Source organism: Candidatus Limousia pullorum (assembly GCF_057405065.1).
Genome location: NZ_CM171614.1, coordinates 1,840,649 through 1,863,692, shown reverse-complemented (window position 1 = coordinate 1,863,692; position 23,044 = coordinate 1,840,649). Strand labels below are relative to the sequence as shown.

At 40.4% G+C, this 23,044-nt stretch carries 9 protein-coding genes; 1 reads left to right on the top strand and 8 read right to left on the bottom strand.

The window, feature by feature from the left end:
• Positions 1 to 233 precede the first annotated feature (233 nt).
• The 5 genes from CGICJO_RS08475 to CGICJO_RS08455 form a co-directional block, all read right to left on the bottom strand.
• On the bottom strand, positions 234 to 5,405 hold the full coding sequence (locus tag CGICJO_RS08475) for a bacterial Ig-like domain-containing protein (RefSeq protein WP_486498559.1): 5,172 nt from the start codon (positions 5,403 to 5,405) through the stop codon (positions 234 to 236).
• 356 nt (positions 5,406 to 5,761) lie between these two features.
• Positions 5,762 to 7,633 (bottom strand): ABC transporter ATP-binding protein, encoded by a 1,872-nt coding sequence (locus tag CGICJO_RS08470; protein ID WP_486498558.1) that lies wholly within the window; start codon positions 7,631 to 7,633, stop codon positions 5,762 to 5,764.
• Positions 7,626 to 9,356: an ABC transporter ATP-binding protein gene (locus CGICJO_RS08465; RefSeq protein ID WP_486498557.1), complete on the bottom strand. Its 1,731-nt coding sequence runs from the start codon at positions 9,354 to 9,356 to the stop codon at positions 7,626 to 7,628. Before CGICJO_RS08465 ends, CGICJO_RS08470 begins: the two co-directional genes overlap by 8 nt.
• Before the next feature lie 69 nt (positions 9,357 to 9,425).
• On the bottom strand, positions 9,426 to 9,866 hold the full coding sequence (locus tag CGICJO_RS08460; RefSeq protein ID WP_486498556.1) for a MarR family winged helix-turn-helix transcriptional regulator: 441 nt from the start codon (positions 9,864 to 9,866) through the stop codon (positions 9,426 to 9,428).
• Between the two features lie 244 nt (positions 9,867 to 10,110).
• Entirely contained in the window at positions 10,111 to 11,040 is a 930-nt protein-coding gene (locus CGICJO_RS08455) for a ferredoxin-like domain-containing protein (RefSeq protein ID WP_486498555.1), read from the bottom strand.
• A 257-nt stretch (positions 11,041 to 11,297) separates the two neighbouring features.
• Here CGICJO_RS08455 and CGICJO_RS08450 point away from each other — a divergent pair, with 257 nt between their 5' ends.
• Positions 11,298 to 12,455: an iron-containing alcohol dehydrogenase gene (locus CGICJO_RS08450; protein WP_486498554.1), complete on the top strand. Its 1,158-nt coding sequence runs from the start codon at positions 11,298 to 11,300 to the stop codon at positions 12,453 to 12,455.
• 117 nt (positions 12,456 to 12,572) lie between these two features.
• Here CGICJO_RS08450 and CGICJO_RS08445 read toward each other — a convergent pair whose 3' ends face one another.
• The 3 genes from CGICJO_RS08445 to CGICJO_RS08435 form a co-directional block, all read right to left on the bottom strand.
• Complete coding sequence (locus CGICJO_RS08445) at positions 12,573 to 17,036, bottom strand: beta-N-acetylglucosaminidase domain-containing protein (RefSeq protein ID WP_486498553.1); 4,464 nt, start codon at positions 17,034 to 17,036, stop codon at positions 12,573 to 12,575.
• A gap of 184 nt (positions 17,037 to 17,220) precedes the next feature.
• Positions 17,221 to 21,192: a discoidin domain-containing protein gene (locus CGICJO_RS08440; protein WP_486498552.1), complete on the bottom strand. Its 3,972-nt coding sequence runs from the start codon at positions 21,190 to 21,192 to the stop codon at positions 17,221 to 17,223.
• A gap of 290 nt (positions 21,193 to 21,482) precedes the next feature.
• A complete protein-coding gene (locus CGICJO_RS08435) occupies positions 21,483 to 22,832 on the bottom strand; it encodes a YARHG domain-containing protein (RefSeq protein WP_486498551.1) in 1,350 nt (449 codons plus the stop codon).
• Positions 22,833 to 23,044: the final 212 nt, after the last annotated feature.

The following is a 23,044-nucleotide window of genomic DNA, read 5'->3' as shown; positions in this document are numbered from 1 at the left end:
AACAGCAAAACCGTGAACCTTACAAAATTGTAAGGTTCACGGCTGATATTTGGTATTTATTACATAATTTCACTTAAAATAAGTATAATTTATATAATTTTTATATAATATAAAATACTATGCAAAACTAATAGTGCTTTATAAACAAACAGCAGCCCGACTTTCATCGGACTGCTGCTGTTGTTCATAATAAAGATTCTCATTATCCGCTGTTTGCGGATAATTTATTGAGATTATTTATTTGCGATAATTGTCTGAATCAATGATACATCGTATATTGAAATTTTTCCATCCTGATTTGCATCAGCCAAGCTTTCGTTAAATGTTCCATCAATTGGATTTGCTGCAATATAGCTCTGTATAGTGGTAGCATCGGAAATACTTAATATACCGTCCATATTTATATCACCCAATCCATAAATTACTATGGAGAACTCTTTGCTGCAGCTGTCAATACTGTTGGTTGCAGTTACCGTAAAGGTGTATGTTCCGCCTGCGGCCGGTTTTCCTGAAATTATTCCTGTGTTTTCATCAATGCTCAATCCCTCAGGCAATGAACCCTCTGTAACGCTCCATGTAATTGTTGGTTCGCCGTCTGCGTTAAGCTGCTGCTCATAGTACATGCCTGCATTGCCGCCTGCAAGGCTTTCTGTAGTGATAGTCGGTGCATATTTAACTGTACCTGTTCCGGTGATTTCGCCATCCAGTTTACCTCCGGTCTCTAACTTAATCTCACCGTCGTTAATCATATTTCCGTTGTTGGCAATCTCACCGCTATTGGTTATTCCACCGTTGTTAGTAATCTCGCCGTCGTTGGTTATTCCACCGTTGTTGGCAATCTCGCCGTCGTTGGTCATTCCTCCGTTGTTGGTAATCTCGCCGTCGTTGGTTATTCCATTGTTGTTGGTAATCTCGCCGTCGTTGGTTACTCCACCATTGTTAGCAATCTCACCGTCGTTGGTTATTCCATTGTTGTTGGTAATCTCGCCGTCGTTGATTATATTACCTTTATTGGTAATCTCGCCGTCATTGATTATATTTCCTTTATTAGTTAAAGTTGTATCAGCAGGAACTGTGAGACTGCTTCCGCTATTGACAGTAAGGCTCTCGTCTTCGCCGATTTCAAGGTTTTCCTGCAATTCCGTATTGCCGTAAACAGTACCGTTTTTGCCGTCAAGGACAATACTGCCTCTGTCGTCACTGTTCGCTATTGTCACATCAATAGGAGTCATAATTATTGTTCCTTTGATACCGCTAATTGCGTTTACAACTGCGTCATCGCTGACATTCAGCTTTGCACTTCCTACAGCGTCAGAAGCTCCCACATAATATTCTATTCCACTACGACAATTGCTTCCGCCGGCTGTGAGACTGCCGCCGTTAACATTGATAGTAAGCTCCGGGTTTTTAGAATATATGCCTGATTGTATACCTATTCCGGTTCCATATGAGCCATTTTCAGCAACCCCGGCAACAACAGAAGCATTGTTTATAGTAATGGTAGAATTTCCGCTTCCGCCGATAACCAATATACCTTTGCCGTTACCATTATCACCTTTGACATTAAGACTTCCCGGACCTTGTATGGTCAGAGATGTATCTAGTCCGGTCCAATCTGCGCCTCTTTCTCCAGTAACAAAAATTCCGTAAGCTGCACCGTAGACAGTATTTTCACCTTCAAGTATAATTGTCAGTGCAAGTGAATTGCCGGATCTACTAACAGCATAAATACCACAACCCATTGAATCCGATTGGAAGTTATCCTGCACAATTGCAGCATTGTGCAGGGTCAGAACTCCCTTGTTATAGTGTATGTAGTTGTCCTCCGGAATACCGTTTTCATAAACTGTCCAGGTTTTTCCTCCGTCATTGGAAGTATAGTAAAAATTATCCGCCAAGTATATGATTGAATTGCCCACATAAAGGTAATTTGGAAGTGAGTTTTGGGAATAAACCGCTACATAAACTAATGCTGTTTTTCCGCCGTAGCTTACTGTTACCTCTGTATCTCCCTCTGAAAGCACATCAGGAGTGAATACACATTCGCTTGTCTGTACAGGTTCTTTTGTGCCGTTGGCATATATTGCTTCTATCTCTATGCCTGTGGGGTCAAAGCTTTCGCCAGGATTATAAACAATCTTATCAGGCTGTTTTGTAACCTTAATACCTGCAAGCTCAGGAATGTTAACAGTTACAAGTACAGAAGCTGTTTTTCCGTTGTAGCTTACTGTTACTTCCTTTAATCCCTTTGTCATTGTTTCAGGTGAGAAAGTACATTCATCTATTGAAACAGGTGCTTTTGAACCGTTGTTGTAGGAAGCTGTTATCTCCATTCCTGTGGGGTCAAATTTATCGCCTATCTCATAAACAGTCTTGTTAGGCTGTTTTGTAACTTCTATACCTGTAAGCTCTATAGCCTTTACTGTTACGGAAACAGAAGCTGTTTTTCCGTTATAGGTTACTGTTACTGAGTTTAATCCTGCTGTAAGCTTTTCAGGAGAGAATGTGCATTCCTCTGTTGAAACAACTTCTCTTGAACCGTTGTTATAAACGGCTGTTATTTCTATACCTGTTGGGTCGAAGCTGTCACCGTCAAAGTATTCTGTCTTATCAGGCTGTTTTGTTACTTCGATACCTGCAAGCTCTACCGCTTTAACTGTTACCGGAACGGATGCTGTTTTTCCATTATAGGTTACTGTTACAAAGGTTACTCCCTCTGTAAGCGTTTCAGGAGAGAATGTGCAGTTTTCGATTGAAACAGGCTTTGTTGAACCGTTTTCATATGCAGCTGTTATCTCCATTCCTGTTGGGTCGAAGCTGTCGCCGTCAAAATACTCTGTTTTATCAGGCTGTTTTGTTATTTCAATACCTGTAAGCTCTGCCTCAATAACTGTTACCGGAACGGATGCTGTTTTTTCCTTATAGGTTACTGTTACGGAGGTCACTCCCTCTGTGATTGTTTCAGGAGAGAATGTACATTCATCAAGAGATACGGTTTCGCTTGAACCGTCGCTGTATTTTGCTTTTACCTCCATTCCTGTCGGGTCAAAGCTTTCGTTTTCCTTATACTCGGTTTTATTCGGCTGTTTTGTTATCTCAATGCCTGTAAGTTCTACAGGAACTGTAACTGTTACAGGAACAGAAGCTGTTTTTCCGCCGTAGCTTACTGTCACTTCGTTTACTCCGCCTATAAGTGTTTCAGGTGTAAATGTACATTCGCTTAAATCAACAGGCTTGTTTGTGCCGTCGTCATAGTATGCGGTTACTGTCATTCCTGTTGGGTCGAACTTTTCACCGTCAATATAGTCTGTCTTATCAGGCTGTTTTGTTACTTCAATATTTGTAAGCTCTACAGGTGCAGTAGGCTGTTTAAAATGCACGTTTATTCCCATAACAGTCTGACCCTCTAATGGAAATTCAGCAGTAGCGTCATTTACCTTTACATAGCAGCCCTTGCCAAATTCATAACCGTCATCCGCCTGAAGGGTTACCTTAGCGGTATAGTACTGGTTAGGCTTTGCTTTTCCTGTAACGGGTTCGCCTGTTGCCTCCTGCCCCTCGTACCATGCCAATGTAGCTGTCATGTTGGCTGTATTTACTGTAGCTGTAGTAGGAAGCTCCTGATATTTCACCGGCGAATCTACAGTAACCTCAACACGCATAATGATTTTAGCACTTGTTGTTACTATCTCATATTTATAACCGTATGTAGGTGTTCCGTAATGGGTATCTGTTTCATTTCTTCTTGCAAATATTACATATACTCTTCCGGCTGAAAGTCCTGTGAAATCTCCGGAAGTGCCCCACTGTTCATCGGTCGGAAGCTGGATATCACCTGTGGATGCGTCTATACAAGCGTATACTTCTCCCGGATGAGTTTCAACTGTAATGGTTGTTTCGGTTATTGAAAGTATGTTTATATCATTTACAGGCTCCGGGTTTGCCTTTTTGACCGCCTCAGAGGTCTGAGCAGTCAATGTACCCTCACAGCCGCTTGCTGATACAACAACCTTGATTATTTTACCTACGTCCTCGCCTGAGCTGAGAGTATAGGTGTTTCCGTTTGCTCCGGGAATAGGGGTATCATCTCTGTACCACTGAATTGTGCTGAATGTCGGAGCGCCTTTTACTTCAACTGTCAGAGTTTCACCTATTGTAGGTGTACCGCTGAGAGATATTGAACCTGTCATATATCTTCCGTTAAGGTCAAGGATAGTATTATCAAGGATTCCGTTTGATAAAGAATAGGTGTAATGTATCTCTGAATCTTTGGCACCGTTGAACCAATATCCGTCATTCATATTGCCTCTTGCAGGTTCTTTCATGAACACATAATCAGGCTCACCGAATGTTCCTGTATCACAGTTTGTTACGTCTACAAGATAGCTTTTTCCTTCTGTCTTAACCACATTCCAGCTATAGTCTATCCAGTACTGTACGTCTCCGGGAATAAATCCGCCTGTACCTGTTGCGGTCATTTCTCCCATAACATAGTAGCATGCTGTGCTGTCAAAATCGGACAAATCACAAAGATACTTAAATGCTTTTGCGTAACCCTCAGCCATACTCTCTGTACTTGGATCACGGTCAAACACATTGGTTATCTGGAAAGGATCTCCGTAGAATGTATCGAATAACGGATGATCCGGATTTCCGACAATCTCAACGCCCTCTAAATCGTAAGATGCAAGGCCGCAGATAGCTTCCTTATATGCCTGAAGCTTTTCCATATCGCTTTTGCCTGCATTGGCGTCTACTATCTCCTGAGCATAGGCGGCTGCCTGAGCTGCCTTTGACGCTGCGCTGCTGCTCAATGTATTTGCAGGTTTTGAAGAGCCTTTATCCTGATAATCTCCATAAACCGGCATATAAAATGTAGTGTTGAGTATGGTTGTTGTATTACCTGAAGTAGAAATACTAAATCCAATTGAACCATAGCCTTCAGCCATTTTATCAAACCAGAACATTTCATATGGATATTCAATCATTAAGCATGAATATATTTTTGTTACATTTATTCTATCTCTGTAGTAGTCATTAGCAAGCTCTAAGAGTTTATCGGTATCTGTTTCTCCGCCGTTGTCAAAGCTCATTCCGTCAAAGGCATAATAAAATATCATTTCTCCGCCGGTTACAGCCCTTTCCTCCATCTGAGATGCTATGGAGTTATAAATTTTTGTTTCCAATTCGTTGAGATATGACGAATTCCAGTCTGCCAAAGCCTCTGCCGAATCAGCAGAAGACGCTGACATTGTCGCCACTTCCTGTACTTCGCCTATTGACTCAGTTACTTCCATGGTGATTTCATTTCCGATATTTTCGGTTTCGTCTGCAGATGCTGTAACAGGCAGTAATGAAACTACCATCAACGCACTGAGCAATACCGCCATAAATCGTTTTTTCATGTTTTGTTCCTCCTTTTTGATTTCCTGTTTTTTCCTCCGTCTTATTTTATTTTTCCACTGATATCACTGTATTTTTATAATATTGCAGTTAACTTTTGCAATATTTTACAGCAGATTTCCTCACCTCACTTTAACTATTCAAAATATCTCTCGACAACGCTGTATTTTTCCGCAAAGTAATAAACATATAAAGGATATAATAATTTTTCCTTATTTATAACTTTACTGACCTTATAGTGATTATATCATAAAAAAACAGCAAAACCGTGAACCTTACAAAATTGTAAGGTTCACGGTTAAAATTTGGCATTTATTACATAAATTAACCTATTATAATTTTGTATTTTTGTAAGTTTTTACTCAAGCTCAAAAGCACCTGTGTAAAGCTGATAATACTTTCCACGCTTTGCAATAAGCTCGTCATGGCTGCCACGCTCTATAATTCTGCCGTGTTCAAGAACCATAATAGCATCGGAATTTCTTACAGTTGAAAGCCTGTGGGCAATAACAAATACTGTTCTGCCCTCCATAAGTCTATCCATACCTTTCTGTACCAATGCTTCTGTTCTTGTATCAATACTTGATGTAGCTTCGTCAAGTATCATAACAGGCGGGTCTGCTACTGCGGCACGTGCTATTGCTATAAGCTGACGCTGACCCTGTGAAAGGTTTGCGCCGTTGCCTGTGAGCATTGTATCATAACCCTCCGGAAGTCTTGTAATGAAGTCGTGAGCATTGGCTATCTTTGCCGCTCTTATTATCTCTTCGTTTGTCGCGTCAAGCTTTCCGTATCTGATGTTTTCTTTTACGGTTCCGGTAAACAGGTTTGTATCCTGCAATACGATACCCAAAGATTTTCTAAGGTCGCTCTTTTTAATCTTATTTATATTGATATCATCGTATCTGATTTTACCGTCTGCTATATCGTAAAATCTGTTAATAAGATTTGTGATAGTGGTCTTTCCGGCACCGGTAGAACCAACAAAGGCAACCTTTTGTCCCGGCTTTGCGTACAGTGTTACGTTGTGAAGAACTGTCTTTTCAGGAACATATCCAAAGTCAACGTCAAACATTCTTACATCACCTGTGAGCGGTGTGTATGTAACTGTTCCGTCGCCGTGAGGATGTTTCCAAGCCCATGAACCTGTACGGTGGTCAGCCTCTGTAAGCTTGCCGTCAACATACTGAGAGTTTACAAGTGTTACATATCCCTCGTCCTGCTCCGGCTCTTCGTCCATAAGCTCGAAAATTCTCTGTGCTCCGGCAAGAGCCATAATAACAGCGTTGAGCTGCTGTGAGCACTGACCCAGAGGCTGGGTAAAGCTTTTTGAAAGCTGGAGGAATGCTGCGATTGTTCCCAGTGTCATTCCTGCAAGTCCGTTTACTGCCAAAAGACCGCCTACAATAGCTATAAGCACATACTGGAGGTTTCCCAGGTTCTGCATTATAGGCATCAAAATATTTGCATATTTGTTTGCATTATCTGCGTTCTTTCTCAGCTCATCATTGTGTTTATCAAAGGCTTCCTTGGCTTTTTCCTCGTGACAGAACACCTTTACAACCTTCTGTCCGCCTATCATCTCTTCGATATAGCCGTTGATATCGCCGAGGGATATCTGCTGCTTTACAAAGTAACGTGAACTCTTTCCTGTGATAAACTTGATTGTGGTAAACATGATTACACAGCCCAATATAACAACCAAAGTAAGCGCCCAGTTTGTGAAAATCATTGTAAAGAATACAAATATTACAGAAACGCTTGCTGAAAGTATCTGGGGGATACTCTGTGAAAGCATCTGTCTGAGTGCGTCTGTATCGTTGGTGTAATGGCTCATTATGTCGCCGTGGGTGTGGGTATCAAAATATCTGATTGGAAGGCTCTGCATCTTTGAGAACATTTCCATTCTTATATCTTTCAAAACGCCCTGTGAAATACTAACCATCATTCTGTTATAAAGGAATGTGGACAAAACACCTGAGGCGTAAATTATAGCCATTATTCCAACCGCTTTCAACAAGCCTGAAAAATCAGGGTTTGGCGACTGGGACAAAGGTGTTATAAAATCATCGATGAGTTTCTGTATAAACAGTGAACCTACAACAGTTACTATTGCGCTGACAAGAATACAAATTGTTACCACGAAAAATCTCAGCTTATAACCTTTGAATACATAGCCCAAAAGTCTGCCGGCTGTATGCTTTCTTGATACTTTTTTCTTTTTACTCATCGTCGCCGCCTCCTCTCGTCTGAGATTCGTAAACTTCACGATAAATTTCGCTTGTTTCCAAAAGCTGCTTATGCGGGCCAAAGGCAGTTACCTTTCCTCCGTCCATTACAATGATTTTATCTGCGTCCTCAACAGAGGAAATTCTCTGAGCGATTATGAATTTTGTTGTATTCGGTATCTCCTCACGCATAGCCTTTCTGATAAGGGCATCTGTCTTGGTATCAACCGCACTGGTGGAATCGTCGAGAATAAGTATTTTCGGCTTCTTAAGCAATGCTCTTGCTATACACAATCTCTGCTTCTGTCCGCCGGATACGTTAGAACCGCCCTGCTCTATATATGTATCATATCCCTGTGGGAAAGCTGATACAAAGTCATCAGCCTGGGCAAGCTTACATACTCTCACTATCTCCTCGTCTGTGGCATTTTCATTACCCCATCTGAGGTTCTCCTTTATAGTTCCGGAGAAAAGCACGTTCTTCTGAAGAACCATTGAAACTTCGTTTCTGAGGCTTTCAATATCATACTTTCTTACATCTATACCGCCGACTTTTACCACGCCTTCTGTTGCGTCATAAAGTCTTGGAATAAGCTGTACAAGTGATGTTTTTGAAGAACCTGTTCCTCCTATTATTCCGATTGTTTCACCTGATTTAATTTCAAGGTTTACATCGCTTAAACAGAACTTTCTATTCTTCTTATAGCTGAAGTTTACATTGTCAAAAACAACTGAACCATCAGGAATTTCTGTAATTGGGTTTTCACAGTTCTGAAGGTCGCTTACCTCTTCTAATACTTCAACAATTCTTTCTGCTGATGCTCTTGCCATGATTATCATAACAGCAACCATTGAAAGGAACATCATACTCATAAGAATCTGCATTACATAGGTGAAAAGGCTGGTGATGTTACCTGTTGTCATCTCTCCGCCTACTACAAAGTTTGTGCCGAACCATGCTATAAGAAGCATACATCCATAAACGCAGAACATCATAAGCGGTGCGTTGAGGGTTACTATTCTTTCAGCCTTTGTAAAGTCCTTGAAAATCTTATCGGAAACTTTTCCCATTTTCTTCTTTTCATAGTCTTCTCTTACAAAGGACTTTACAACTCTGATACCTGTAACATTTTCCTGAACTACAGTGTTTAGTACATCATAAGTCTTGAATACTCTCTCGAATATCGGGTGAGCTGACTTGAATATGGCTATAAGTCCTACACCCAGAACTATTATTACCAAAAAGAACATTCCGGCAAATTTTGCGTTTATTGTAAATGTCATTATAAGCGCAAAAATAAGCATTAACGGGCATCGAACTGCTGAACGTATAAGCATCATGTAGGCGTTCTGAACATTTGTAACGTCAGTTGTAAGCCTTGTGACAATACCCGCTGTGGAAAATTTGTCAATGTTTGAGAAAGAAAAATTCTGCACGTTGTAATACATGTCTTTTCTTAAATTTGCCGCAAAACCTGCGGATGCTTTAGCTGCGCATTTACCGGATAATGCACCGAATACAAGCGCTGCTATTGTAAGCACAATAAGCACAAGACCCATCCAGAAGATATAATTCATATCTCCGACTTCGATGCCTTTGTCAATGAGGTTTGCCATAAGCAAAGGAATTATAACCTCCATCAACACCTCACATGATACAAAAATAGGCGTTAAAATCGAGTCTTTCTTGTACTCTCGTATGCTCGACGCCAATCTTTTTATCATCTTTGTTACCTCCTTACAAATGTTCGTTTCAAAAATCGCATGTTCGGCAATAAACGTCTACATCTGAAATCATTGTACCTCTTCAAGGTTCTTTTTTATTTTTTCTGCAACAGTAAAAAATACGTTCATTTCTTCCTCTGATATTCCTCTGCTCAGCAAATCTTCAAAATCGTCAAGTCTATCAAGGACATTTGCCTGCATCGTTTGAGCTGTAGGAGTAAGACATATTTTTTTCAGTCTTGCGTCACCCTTAACAGGTTCTCTGGTTATAAAATTTTTCTCTTCAAGTCCTTTAAGCATTCTTGACGCCGTTGACCTTCTGATTACAAATTTTAATTCCACATCTCTCTGAAAAATGTCTTTGTCCTTATTATGATACAAAAATCCTATCACCTGACGTTCGCTGTCAGTAAGCTGTGCATTTATCTGAGGCAAGAAACAGTGAACCTTTCTTTTAAGTAAATTAGACAGTACTTTGATTTCAAGGCCAAGATGTGTTTTGCTATTCATAGCCGCCTCCTAAATAGTTATCATGCTAACAATATTATAGTTTAAAATAAAAGTGTTGTCAACAAAAAACATGCCACTTTCAGCTTTGGCAACAAACTGACATAAGTTCTTTCAACATTCACCTTTTCTATACATAATTTTCACAAAAACACAAAGACGCCGGAAAATAACTTTCCAGCGTCACTTAACATTCTATTATCTTTTTTGTGTAAAATATGCAGGACTTAACTGCAAATTATTCATTTTATTCCTTTGCAATTATTTCCTCTTTTCTCTTGAGCAGCTCTCCGCTCAAAAGCTGTTTCTCAACGTTTTCAAATCCCATTCTTGTAACAAGGTCTGCAAATCTCTCTTTTTTGTTTCCGTTTTCTTTAAAGAAAAGCAATGCGCTTTCAACTACATTGTATACCTCTTCCTCACTCTTAAGCAAAACGCTCAAAGATCTGCCCATTGCTGTTTTCTTGCCCCAGCGGCCTCCGATATATATGCGGTATGCTGTTTCATATTCGTTGTTTGCGTGGAAAGGACACTTTGTAAGACATCTGCCGCAGTTGTTGCATATGCTCTTATCTGTCACTGCAACTCCGTTTTCAACTTTGATTGCTCCCATAGGACATGCCTGAGCTATCATACATTTTTTACATCCACGGCATTTTTCTGTATTAAAATGACGTATACGCTGACCTACAATACCGATATCGTTAAGGTCAGGCTTTACACAGTTGTTTGGACATCCGCCAACTGCTATTTTAAATTTATGAGGAAGCTTCACATTGCCGTAACCTTTGAAAAATCTTTTGTGAATTTCTTCAGAAATTGCATATGTGTCAATAAGACCGAAATGGCATGTAGTACCCTTACAGCTTACAACAGGACGAACCTTATCACCTGTACCGCCTGTTTCAAGACCTGCCTGTGCTACAAAGGCTCTGAAATCATCAATCTTCTCATATGGAATACCCTGTACTTCCATAGTAAGTCTTGTTGTCATGGCTATATTGCCGTTGCCGAACTTCTCAGCAGCCTCAGATATGCATTTGCACTCTTCTGCTGTAATCTTTCCGTTGCGTGTGATAACACGTCCGTTAAAACATTCTGTACCTTTGTTCCACAGAAAACCCATCGCTTTAACTCTGGTTATATCTTCCTGCTTGATGTTTGTTTTGTTATCCATTGTGATGAAGCCTCCTTAAAATTGACAGATACCATACATTTTCCTTTGATTATATTATACCACATCTGTTTCATAAAATAAAATAATAATTTATTATATTTCCATAATAATACATAATAGTGTTAGATACACTTTAGTTTTTATAATTTCTTAAAAAAATTCGCTATTAAAATATCAATTTTCAACAAAATATCATTTACAGACCACCAATTAAATAGTATAATTATTGTAATCTTATATTAAAGGAGAGAATTATAATGATAAACTTTACCTATTCTATTCCAACCGAAATATGGTTTGGAAAAGGTCAGATTAAAAATATCGGCTCTATAGCCAAAAAGTATGGTAAAAAAGCTCTCATCGTTTACGGCGGCGGAAGCGTAAAGAGAAACGGCATCCTTGACGATGCTAAGAAATATCTTGCAGAAGCAGGAGTTGACTGCCTTGAGCTTTCCGGCGTTGAGCCAAACCCAAGAGTTACAACAGTTAAAAAAGGCGCAGATATCTGCAAACAGGAAAACATTGATGTTGTAATTCCTATCGGCGGCGGTTCAACTATTGACTGTGCTAAGGTAATTGCAGCCAGCGCACATTATGACGGCGACCCATGGGATATTGTTGTTGACCCATCCAAGATAACCGATGTTACTCCGGTTATAAGCGTTTTGACTTTGTCCGCTACCGGTTCCGAAATGGACACATTCGCCGTTATCTCAAATATGGAAACAAACGATAAAATCGGTTTAGGCCATCCTAAAATGCGTCCTGTAGCTTCAATCCTTGACCCTACATACACATTTACTGTAAATAAGTTCCAGACAGGAGCCGGCACTTCCGACATTATCTCACACATTCTTGAAATATATTTCTCCAACGGTGAGGGATATATGCAGGACAGAATGGCAGAAGCTTTGCTGAAAACAGTTATCCATTTCGGTGTAATAGCAATCGATGAGCCTGACAACTACGAAGCAAGAGCAAACCTTATGTGGTCAAGCAGCTGGGCAATCAACGACACTCTTACCTGGGGTAAGCCTGTTGCCTGGACAATTCACCCAATGGAGCACGAGCTCAGCGCATATTACGATATAACTCACGGCGCAGGTCTTGCAATTTTGACACCATATTGGATGGAATATGTTTTAAGCGACAAAACCGTTGACAAGTTTGCTCAGTACGGCGTTAATGTTTGGGATATTGATAAAAACATGGACAAGTACGATATCGCCAAGGAAGCAATTAAAAAGACAAGAGAATACTTCAATGCTCTCGGTATGCCTTCAACTCTCCACGAGGTTGGCATTGACGACAAGCTTCTTGATGTTATGGCTAAAAAAGCAAGCGTAGGTCTTGAGGACGCTTTTGTTGCTTTAACTGCTGAAGATGTTAAAAAGATATACGAAATGGCTTTGTAATTAAGATTTATACTTAAATAAAAAACAGCTGGGAATTCAACTCTCAGCTGTTTTGCTTTAAATATCAAAGGCTGCGGCAATGTGCCGCAGCCTTCTTTGTTTTATAAACTAAGAAAATCAGTCAGCAGGAACAAAAGGAAGCTCATAGTCTTCGTCTGTGGTTTCCTCTGTAGGGTCTGTTGTTGGTTCTGTAGATTCTGTAGTTTCTTCTGTTGCTGGTTCTGTAGGCTCTGTTGTTTCTTCAGAAGGCTCCGTTGTAGGCTCTTCTGTTGGGTCTGTAGGAACAACAGGTGCTTCACCCTTTGCAATAGCTATCTGAATAAGTGTTGCATCCAGCACAGTAAGTTTTCCGTCGTTGCTCAGGTCTGCATGTGAGAAGTCAAAAGCAGGGTCATTTATATCAATCTGTCTTGCAAGGTAACTCTGGAGAATAGTCGCATCACCTATATCCAAATTACCGTTCTTGTTGATATCGCCCATGATTTCAACAGGCTCCTTATCAGCATCTGCAAGTCTTCCGTAAATTTCAAATTCTCTTACGGAAACTGACCAGCCGGCTGCATTTTCGTTTACCTTATTGAATGTAAATCTTACATATCTCTGAAGCTCACCGCTGCCGGACTCACTTGTAAAGGTATCGATAATATCCTGGCTGTCGCCGTTAGCTCTTGTCTTTTCAGCAACCTTTGTCCATGATTTGCCGTCGGCACTTGTTTCGATAACATAGTCTGTAGACCAAACCTTCTTGTAGAATTTAATTACAATGCTTTCAACATCTACAGCCTTCTTGCCCTCTCCCAAATCAATGGTATACCACTGTGGAATCTGAGCTGAACCATCCTTGTTGTTCATTATAGCAGCAGACCATCTTGAAACATCTGTGTTGTCAATTCCGTCAACTGCAAGCTCAGGACCCCACTGACCTTCAACTTCGTTTCCTGAAGCCTCTACAGTCTTTTTGAGGGCGATATTTGTTATCGGATCCGGCTGTGACTCTTCTGGGTCTGAATATACGGAAACAATCTCATATATTGCAGGAACTGCGCCCTGGTCATAAACAAGCTTCAGACTTGCCACATTGTTTTCCTCTTTAGATGAGCCGTAATCAATATTAAGTGTGTTTACTTTCTCATTGAGTACGCCCAAATCGTGTTCTGCTCCGTCCTTGTCAATTGCGATTGCTCTTACCTTGCCAACACAATCATCTGTCTGAAGCACAACAAGTCTGTTTACATAGATTGAATCTGTAAGCTCATAAAGGATGTAGTCGTCCTGATTTACAGGTGCAGAAGCTGTAAAGAGTGTTGTAAGGTCCTTATCAGCTATTGCAGTGTAATCGCCCTGAACTGTACCTGTAATTCCCGGAACAGCCTTAGGAGTATCATAGTTGATATCAATTTCATGAATTCTCAAGTATGGATTTCCTGCCTCTGCCGGAACATCTCCTACCAGAATTTTTACATATCTGGCTGTCTGTCCGTTACCGTCTGCATATGCTATTCTGTAATTGCCTTCAAGTGCATAGTCGTTTACAAGGTCATTATTGAATGTCTTAATTGTAGTCCATTCGCCTTCAAGGTCAGAAGCAATCTGGAGTTCAGCATTATAAAGTCTTGGCTTTACAGGATTGTCTGAGAATACCATTTTAACTTCGTTAACCGGCATCTCCTTGCCCAAGTCGAATATGAAATACTGACCCTTTACCTGTCCTTCATTTGTCCAGGCATATGTTGAATAGTCGCCGTCAAATACGTTATCCCAGCTTCCCTCTTTAAGAGCGTTGCTAAGGGAGTTTTCTATCATTTTTCCGGAAATTTCATCGGATGAAATTGTAAGCACAAGGCTCTGTGCATTAACTGTAACAGGCTCTGTTCCGTCATTTCTGATAACTGCATATTTCACAACAGCTCCGCTTATAGACTCTGCATCTTTCCATACGTCGCCGTTTGCTGAGTATACCAATGAAAGTCCGTTTGCATTCAAAGCACTTGCAGTCTCAGAGAGAGCTAAGTTTGCTCCGATTACAGCCTTGGGAAGAGCTATTCCCACATACTGACCTTTTTCAAGTGTAATACCTGAAATACCTGTCAATGTGTAGTCGTCTCCGTTCTGTGTAACTGCAAGGTTCTGTGTGTTTTCAATATTTGTATAGATTCTATTGTCATCAAATTCGATATCAAAAGCTCTTACATGGAGCCAGTAATCCTTCTTGGATGGGTTCGCAGGATTGTCAAATCCTGTAATTCTGAGGCGGATGTATTTAGCCTCAACATTGAGATTATCAGCAACGAACTCTTCTTCACAGTTCATTTGCTTGATTTCTGTCCATCTGTTACCATCGGTTGAATACTCAAGAACAGCCTGATAAATCTTATCGTGGTCTGTGCTTGAAGAACCGTTGAGAATTCTAACGGATGTTACCTTTGTAACAGCTCCGAAATTCCAGCCGATATAGTCGTTTGCTTTCTGAACTGTATTGAATGACATTACTGTGCTGTCATCGCCGTCAAAAAGCTTGTCTGTATTTGCGTTTGCCTCAACTTTATTTCCGCCGATTACGCCCATAAAGCCGATATCATCGTTTCCTGTACATGTACCGTCAGGGTCAACAACATCCATAACTGCCTTTTCGAGAACAGGAAGTACCTCTGATACGAATGGCTCTATTCTCTTGCTTCCTGCCAAAGCTGTGCTGTAATTGCCGTCGCCGTTAAGGTAGGTAAAGCTGTCATATTTGTCATACTGTTCAACCGCCTGTGAGAACATATCCCATGCAGTTCCTGTATCACCTGACTGAGAAGCTATAACGCCTTCTACAACGCTCTTAGCAGCTGCTGTAACATTCTGCAAAGAATTAAACCAAGGGGTAAGCTCGTCAACAAGTGCCTGATTGTCACAGCTTGTCTTCATTGTGTCAACAGCTGCAATAATATTATCAAACTCAGCAAGCAAATCCTTTACTTCCTGGTCATTTGTAATATCTTCACCGGCAACTATCTTTGCTTCAACGCTCTCCAAAGCTTCCTTTATATATTCACTTTCAGGGAATCCCTGAGGAACTCTTCCTGAACCAGGAGCGTTAGAGATGTTTCTTCCTATTGTAGTAAATGCTGAGTAAACTTCCGGCTGGAGATATTTAAATGAGCTGAGCCAGATTTCCTCTGCATGTTCGCTGTAGTTTGTATTGTTCCACCAGAGAGCTGCAAGCTGATAAAGAGCTACTTTACTTGCCTCAGGATAAAGGCATGGGTTTGAAACTGCGCCTTTCATTTTTACATTATCACGTGCGTAATGTGTGATATCTCCAAGGAACATACCTGACTTTCCGTGTTCGTTTACAGGGTAGTTAAGCCAGAAGCATATATCTCCGTCGAACTTGCTTTGAGCATAGTCTATTGTTTCCTGAGTCATAGGTGAGTTTACATCGTCACCTGTCCAGAAAAGCATTATTGAATCATCAAGTCCGCTGAGGATATTAAGTTCATTGCTGCTTCCAAGCCATGCTTTGTTATATCCGTTAGGGCAGTAAGCTATCATCTCACAGCCGTTTGGCTTGATAAATTCATCCATAAGTCTGTTGATTAGTGTAACAACGTCAGAAACCTGTCCTGCAGGGAAGTCGTCGTTAAGAATAGCAAATCTTCTTACACCTGCATCATAAAGCTGCTGGAATTTAGCAAGGAGCTTTGCATATCTTGCCTCGTAAGCTTCTGTATCGTTTACATTAAGTCCTGAGAAGAAACCTGCAATATGTGCAGACCATGCATAATAGCATTTTGTTTCTTCACCGATTTTTGCAAGCTCTGCAATCGCATTTATCTGATCCTCAGGATAAAGCTCATAGCAAAGGCTTGTGTGATAAGGGTCGCTCTTTGAGGCATAGATGTATGTATTCATCTTGTAATCTCTTGCAAAACGCATAAGGCTTTCTCTGCCCTCGTCGTTCCAGATTGCATACATACCCTCAATGAAACCTCTGTAGAGCACATTTGCATAGTCCTCAATCTGAGCGGTAAGGAACTTCTCTCCTGCAAATGATGAGAACATCATCTGCAATGTTGCGATACCATAGTATGCGCTGTCTGTATCTCCACCGAGAATTGCTATTGTTCCTTCTTTTGCGCTGAGAACATAAGGATTATAGTTATCAAAAAGTGTTTCGTTTTTGATTGTGATATTTTCCTTTACATATGTATCAGCAGCACCTCCGCTGTCCTTTACTCCGACAAGGATATTTGTCTTATCGGAAACTGTCTGTGTTCCTTCTGTTGCTTTAATGCCGTACTTATCAAGTACTTCATTAAGGAAGGATTTTGTTGCTGCGTCAGTGTCGTTGTCATAAACTACATTGACCTCTTTTGTAATTTCAAATGAAGTTGGTGTTTCCTCATTGTCATAGACAACTGACTGCGGCAAAGGATAGATCTCATATCTGTTGGGATCTGTTGAATATCCGTCCGCAAGGATGCTTTCAACTCCATCCTGTACAGGCGCAGTATAGGCAGACGCTGCAAGGCATGATGATATAACAATCATAGCGGCAATTATGATGCCCACTGCTTTTTTAATTTGTGTTCTCATTTTGTACTCCTTTCATATTTTTTATTAAGCGAAATCCACAGTAAATTATATTTTATTTATGTGGACTAAACTTTCTAAAATACGATTTACAGGTGTACAGCAAAACACTGTACACCTGTATTTATTTTACACGAAATCCATATGAATTGTCAATTTATTTCCGGAAATTCACATCATATCTTCTTTATTGACCATTGTAATCGCCGGAAATTATGAGCTGAACTATTGTAGCATCAATAACAGTTATCTTTGAGTCGTTGTTAAGGTCAGCATATTCAAAATTGATATCATCTCTAATCAATACCAAATACTCCTGAATAAGTGTTACATCTTCAACTCCTACCTTACCGTCACCATTTACATCACCGGTAATGTGTGTATCCTCAATCTTTTCAAGTTCCTTAACAGCTTTTACAACTGCGATTTCAGCTGCGTCGATTTCCTCCTGTGTTGCATCTGCATTGCCGAGGACTTCGTTTGCTTTGTCAATAGCTGTTTTCAAAGCCTGCAAAGACTCCTGTGTATAGATACCTGTGCCGTCATCATAAAGCTTCTGAGCTTCGGAAGTTTTTTCCTGAAGTGCGCTGTAATCTGTGCAGTAAAGATTGATTTCTGCTGCGCTTATAAATGTATTTGCTGAGTCGCCCAATGTGCTTGTGGCAACAAGTCTTATTCTTCTTGCATTTACAAGGTCAAAATCAACAACCTTCAATGTCTTGTTGTTTTCCCATGTTCCGCTGGCAATTTCTACGAAATCGTCACCGTCAGCAGTTGTGCTGTACATAATCTTATATCCTGTAATATCACCGTTCTTGGAAGAATCCTGTCTTGGCAGATATGTAAGCCTTGTTACGGACTTATTTTCTCCCAAATCAAGTGTAATATAGTTATCTCTTCCGTTTTCGGAAATTACAGGCATCTGACCCTCTGAGCTTGACCAGATTGTATGCCAAATTGAGCTTGTATTTCCGTCTATGGCATATTTAGCTTCATTTCCAGCATGTGAACGAGGAGATGAGGCTGTCATTGTATCCTGCTGAATTATTGAAGGTGTACCAACCTTGATAAGTCCTGCTATTGCTGTATCGATGGCTGTTGAAAGCTCGTCAACCTGCTTTGCTGTAAGTGCTTCTGAACCGTCCAAAGCTTTCTGTGCATTGTCTACAGCTTCTGCAAGAGCTGCGAAAGTATCAGGCTTGAAGTTATCTTCACTGTAAGAAGCGGCTTCTACAATCTTTGCTTTCAGAGCTTCTGTATCTCCTGCCTTTTCTTTCAATGCATTGTAAGCGTTTTCGGCTTTCTCTACAAGAGCCTTTGCATCTTCCTCTGTGAGGCTGTCGTTCATAAGAGCGGCTTCAAGTTCAGAAATAGCTTCAGCCACTGCTGCATAGGTTTCTTCTGTGTAATAGTCAGGATTTAATACCTTTAATGTTTGATAAATCTCATTGACTGCTGTTTTATCTACAGTTGATACATACTCGAAAGCACCTATATCCGCTGTACCACTTACATTATTTCCTGCAAAGTCTTTTTCAGGTCTTCCGTCGATTTCAAGGCCTGCGTCTATTGCAGGTGAATTAGGAAGAAGCTTTGCAAGGTTTGCAACATCAAATGTGTCGGCTGCTTCTGTTCCCTGAACTGATGTAAGCTTGTCAGCATTTACAAAAAGCTTTGAAACATCTTCTATACCAAGATAGATATTTCCGGAGTTATTTCCTGTATTCTTAGGCTCGCTTGCCGGATGATATCCTGCAAAAATGTTGTTTTTAAATGTTGTGAGTTCGCCTATTGCATTGTATGCGCCGTCTTTATTTGCCATTTCAGGATTTGTAAGGCAGAAAATATTATTTGTGAATGCAATCTCCTTACCACGGCTTACCGGATACAATACCTTTGAGCTTATAAAGGTGTTGTTGTAAACCTGAGCGTTTTCAAGCTGAGTTACAGAGTCCTCACCTGTGCAAACTATAAATGCTTCGTTTACATTATAGTCACGGCAGTCATTTACACACACGTTGTATCTAACTGTATTATTTCTGTTATAGGAATTTGTTCTGACATGAAGCATTACGCTTCCGCCTGCATTATTATGGATATAGTTGTACTGAATAACACCGTCATGTGTCATATCGTCAAAGTTAAATGCCATGCCGTCGTATGCGTCAACACCGTTTTTAACTTCGTTGTACTGATAAACCATGTTATTTGCTCTGTCGCACCATGCACCACAGCCCCAGCCGTCAGGATACTGCTGGAATTTGCTGATAGTATTGTGTTCAACAAGAACACCGCTGGTATAAAGAGTTATAATACCTGAACGTGATACATCAGAAATTTCATTGTTGCTGATAACAACATTTGTATGTCTGTATGATTCGTCGTCAAGCTCTCCCTTTACGTTTGTAGTAGTGATACCGTTTGCGTCACAATTTGTAATTACGTTTCCGTCAATCAAAATATCGTTGAATATTGTAGGCTCTTCGTCAAGAATTGTTCCCGGATTGGTTTTATCAGAAGCGTTATTCTCTCTGTTGGTGTAGCTTATAATGTTGATACCACCGGTTCTGTGTGTTGTTCTTGCTCCGTAGAAATCTGTACCGCCGCCCTGAGGTCTTACTGTCCAGATATCATCCTGCTGTGATCTTCCGTTTACATCGGAAATTTCACAGTTCTTAATATAAATATGATTGTAAACACCGCCGCCGGAAGCTTCTACTCTTATGCCGCTAAGCTCATATGTATGGTCGCCGGCTGATGTGTGGTTTTTAACTGCAAGGTTATTTATCTCCCAGTATTCCTGATTATAGAGGTAAACCGCTGAACAGCTCTCGCCGAACGGGCCGTTTGCTCCGTAAGACGGTACTGCTGAATACAAACCATTGCCGTCAATCAAAGGCTTGTTGCCTTCACCGTAAACGTCAATAATAATTGGTTTTTCTGCTGAACCGCTGCCCTTTGGATAGAGCTGACCGATAAATGTTGAACCTCTCTTGATGAGAATCTTATCACCAGGTGCAAACTGGATATTATTTATATCCTCAAGGCTTTCAAAAGCTGTAGCCTCTGTCTTACCGTCGCCGCCGTCCTGTGCAGATGAATCAAGATAGTAGGTCGTATCTCCAGGTGAAACAATAACTCCCGGAACAACTTCGGCTCTTATAATATTGAAATAGTCGAAGTTAAAATTATTTTTGCTTGTTTCTTTTGTTGTAAACACAATTGTGTGTTCCTTGTTCTCGTCGCCGAAATCAAGTGACAAGAGCTTCTGCTGGAACTGAGGAGTTGAGCTGTCGATATATTCTGAGATATCCTCAACAGGTTCTCCGTCCACAGTAACACCCAGTGTACCTGCGCCGTTTCCAAGTTTAGTATAGAACTCAAAACCGCAGCCCTCAAAGGTTATTGTAACTGTAGCGCCTATTTTTGATGTTCTAAGATACTTGCCGCCGCTGTTACCCGGGTCGTTTGCAACAACAAAGCCCTTTGTCATTTCAGCTTCGCTTCCTACAAGCTCAGATGGATTTAAAACCATATATTTATTGGAAGTATCCTCCATCTCAACTTTTTCAGTAACCTTTTCAATAACTACAGGAGGCTCTTCTTTTTCTCTGATAACCTTGAAGTAGTCAAAGTTGAAATTAGGATTTGCAACTGTGCCCTGCTTTGTTGTGATTACAATTTTGTGGTCCTCGTTTGTATCACCTAAATCAACCTTGTAAAGCAAAGCTTCAAATTCCGGATTTCCGGAAACATACTCGCTTACAACCTCTGCTTCTCCGCCGTCAACAGAAATTTCAAGGTCGCCTGCTCCGCTTCCCTTTTTGCCGTAAAATTCAAAACCGGAACCGTTAAAATCAATAGTAATTGAAGCTCCGATTTTAGCCGTTCTCAAATGAACGCCTCCGCTGTTTCCCTGCTCTGTAACAGCAACAAAACCATCAGCCATATTTGAAACAAGACCCTGTGGATTTAAAGTCATATACTTTAAAGTGTCCATTTCAACTGTTTCAACTTCCTGTTCACCGGAAGCTTTGGCTGAAACATTGTTATTAGCAGGCTGTGCCGCAAGCTCTTCAGCCAATGCGGAAATGCCCATACTCGCTGCCGACAAAACCAACATAACTGATAAAACTACACTCAGTAATTTTTTCTTCATCTCTGTATACTCCCTTTCTTAAATTTTGGCACAAACACCTTATGTATATTATATAATATTTTTCATTATATTCAAATAGTTTTTAAGAAAAATTTTTGGCACTATCTATAAAAATCATTACATAATAGTATGTTTTTTGTTTTAAAACCAAAATTCGGACTTTTTAATAAAAATACGAATTGATTTTTGGTAAAAATAATGCCGGCTCGATTTACGCAACGCAAGATAATTATAATCATGTGCTTAAATAAATCAAGCCGGTTAAATTTTTCAAAATATGTTATATAATATCAAGCTGAATGTTCATAGTCATAAATAAACCAAACATTCGCAAGTTCAATATCGCTGAGTACTCCGTAATCAAAGTCATCCGGAGCTATGGTTCCGCTGTACCACTGCTGACTATTGAAGTATTCCTGAATATAATCTGTGTCAAAGAGTCTTCCGTGTCTTGCATAGATTTCATTTCTTGCAAGTTCAAGCTCAGCCATGCTCAAACCGGAGAGATCACTTGTTGTAAGCAGTCTTGTTGCAGAATCAGGAAGTATGTAGTAGTTATTTCCCGGAGACGGCGGATCTGTCGGCTTTTCTGTAGGCGGTTCTGTCGGAGGCTCTGTTGGCTTTTCCGTTGGAGGCTCAGTCGGTCTCTGTGTAGGAGCTTCTGTAGGCTCTGTTGTCGGTGTACTTGTTGTATTCTCAGTTGTGTTCTGGGTTGACTCTGTTGTAGCTTCAGTTGTATCGCTTGTAGCTTCGCCGTCCTTACCCAAAGAAACTGTAATTGTTATTGTATCGCCAACCTTGCCTGTTGTTCCTGCTGACGGAGATTGTCCTATTACAAGACCCTTTTCAACAGTTTCGCTTTTTTTATATACAATCTTTGTTTCAAGACCGTATTCTCTTGCCCTTGTAACAGCATCACTGTATTTCATTCCCTTGAGATCCGGAACACTGAACATAAATGCTTCGCTGCTCTGGCTCTCTCCTGTTTCAAATGTAGCCGGAGTACTGCTTTCATCTGTGGAAAGTCCTGCCATAAGCTTTTCACCGAAAACAAGATAAACAACACCGCAGACAACAACAAGCATTGCAAGGATTAACACTGCAATAAGCACAATTCTTGTTCTCTTTGCACCCGAGTCATTGTCCTGATAATTATTATCAACAATTACTGCTGAGTCGTAATCCTCATCGTCTTCGTCGTCATCATCTTCATCGTCGTCATCATCGTCGTCGCTGAATACATCGTAATCCTCAACAGCTCTTGGAGAATACTCATCCTCGTAGAGATCATCTCTTTCATCACTGTCCTCGGATTCATCTGATTGATCGTCGTCTTCCATATCATCATCAAAAGCTGAAAAAGAGCTCTGATAATCATCGTCATTTTTATAATCATCCGGATTAAAATACTGGTTTTCATCATCCGACGAATTTGTATCTGAGAAATAATCAGAAACATGATTATCCTCGTCGCTGACGTGCTCCGGATCAGAAAAATTTCTCAAAACATCCTCGGAAACTACGCTTCGCTTTAAACTGCTTCCGTTATCCTCGGCGATATTTTCAACCACCGTTTCTCCGCAGTTAGGGCAAATCACCGCACCGGGCTCGAGAATTTTTCCGCACTTTGGACAATTCATTTTTATCACCTCGTACTGTTCTCGCACAATATAACTACTTTTCAATCTGTTCTAAAAACCCAACTTATTACAGTTTTTGGAAAACCTTTATATAAGCTGTGGAATAATCAAAAGAAAAAGTCTACTTATACATGCTAACATATAATTGATAACACATTTGTCTTATATTGTCAACCTTAATGAGTAATATTTTTGTTCTAAACAATAATTTT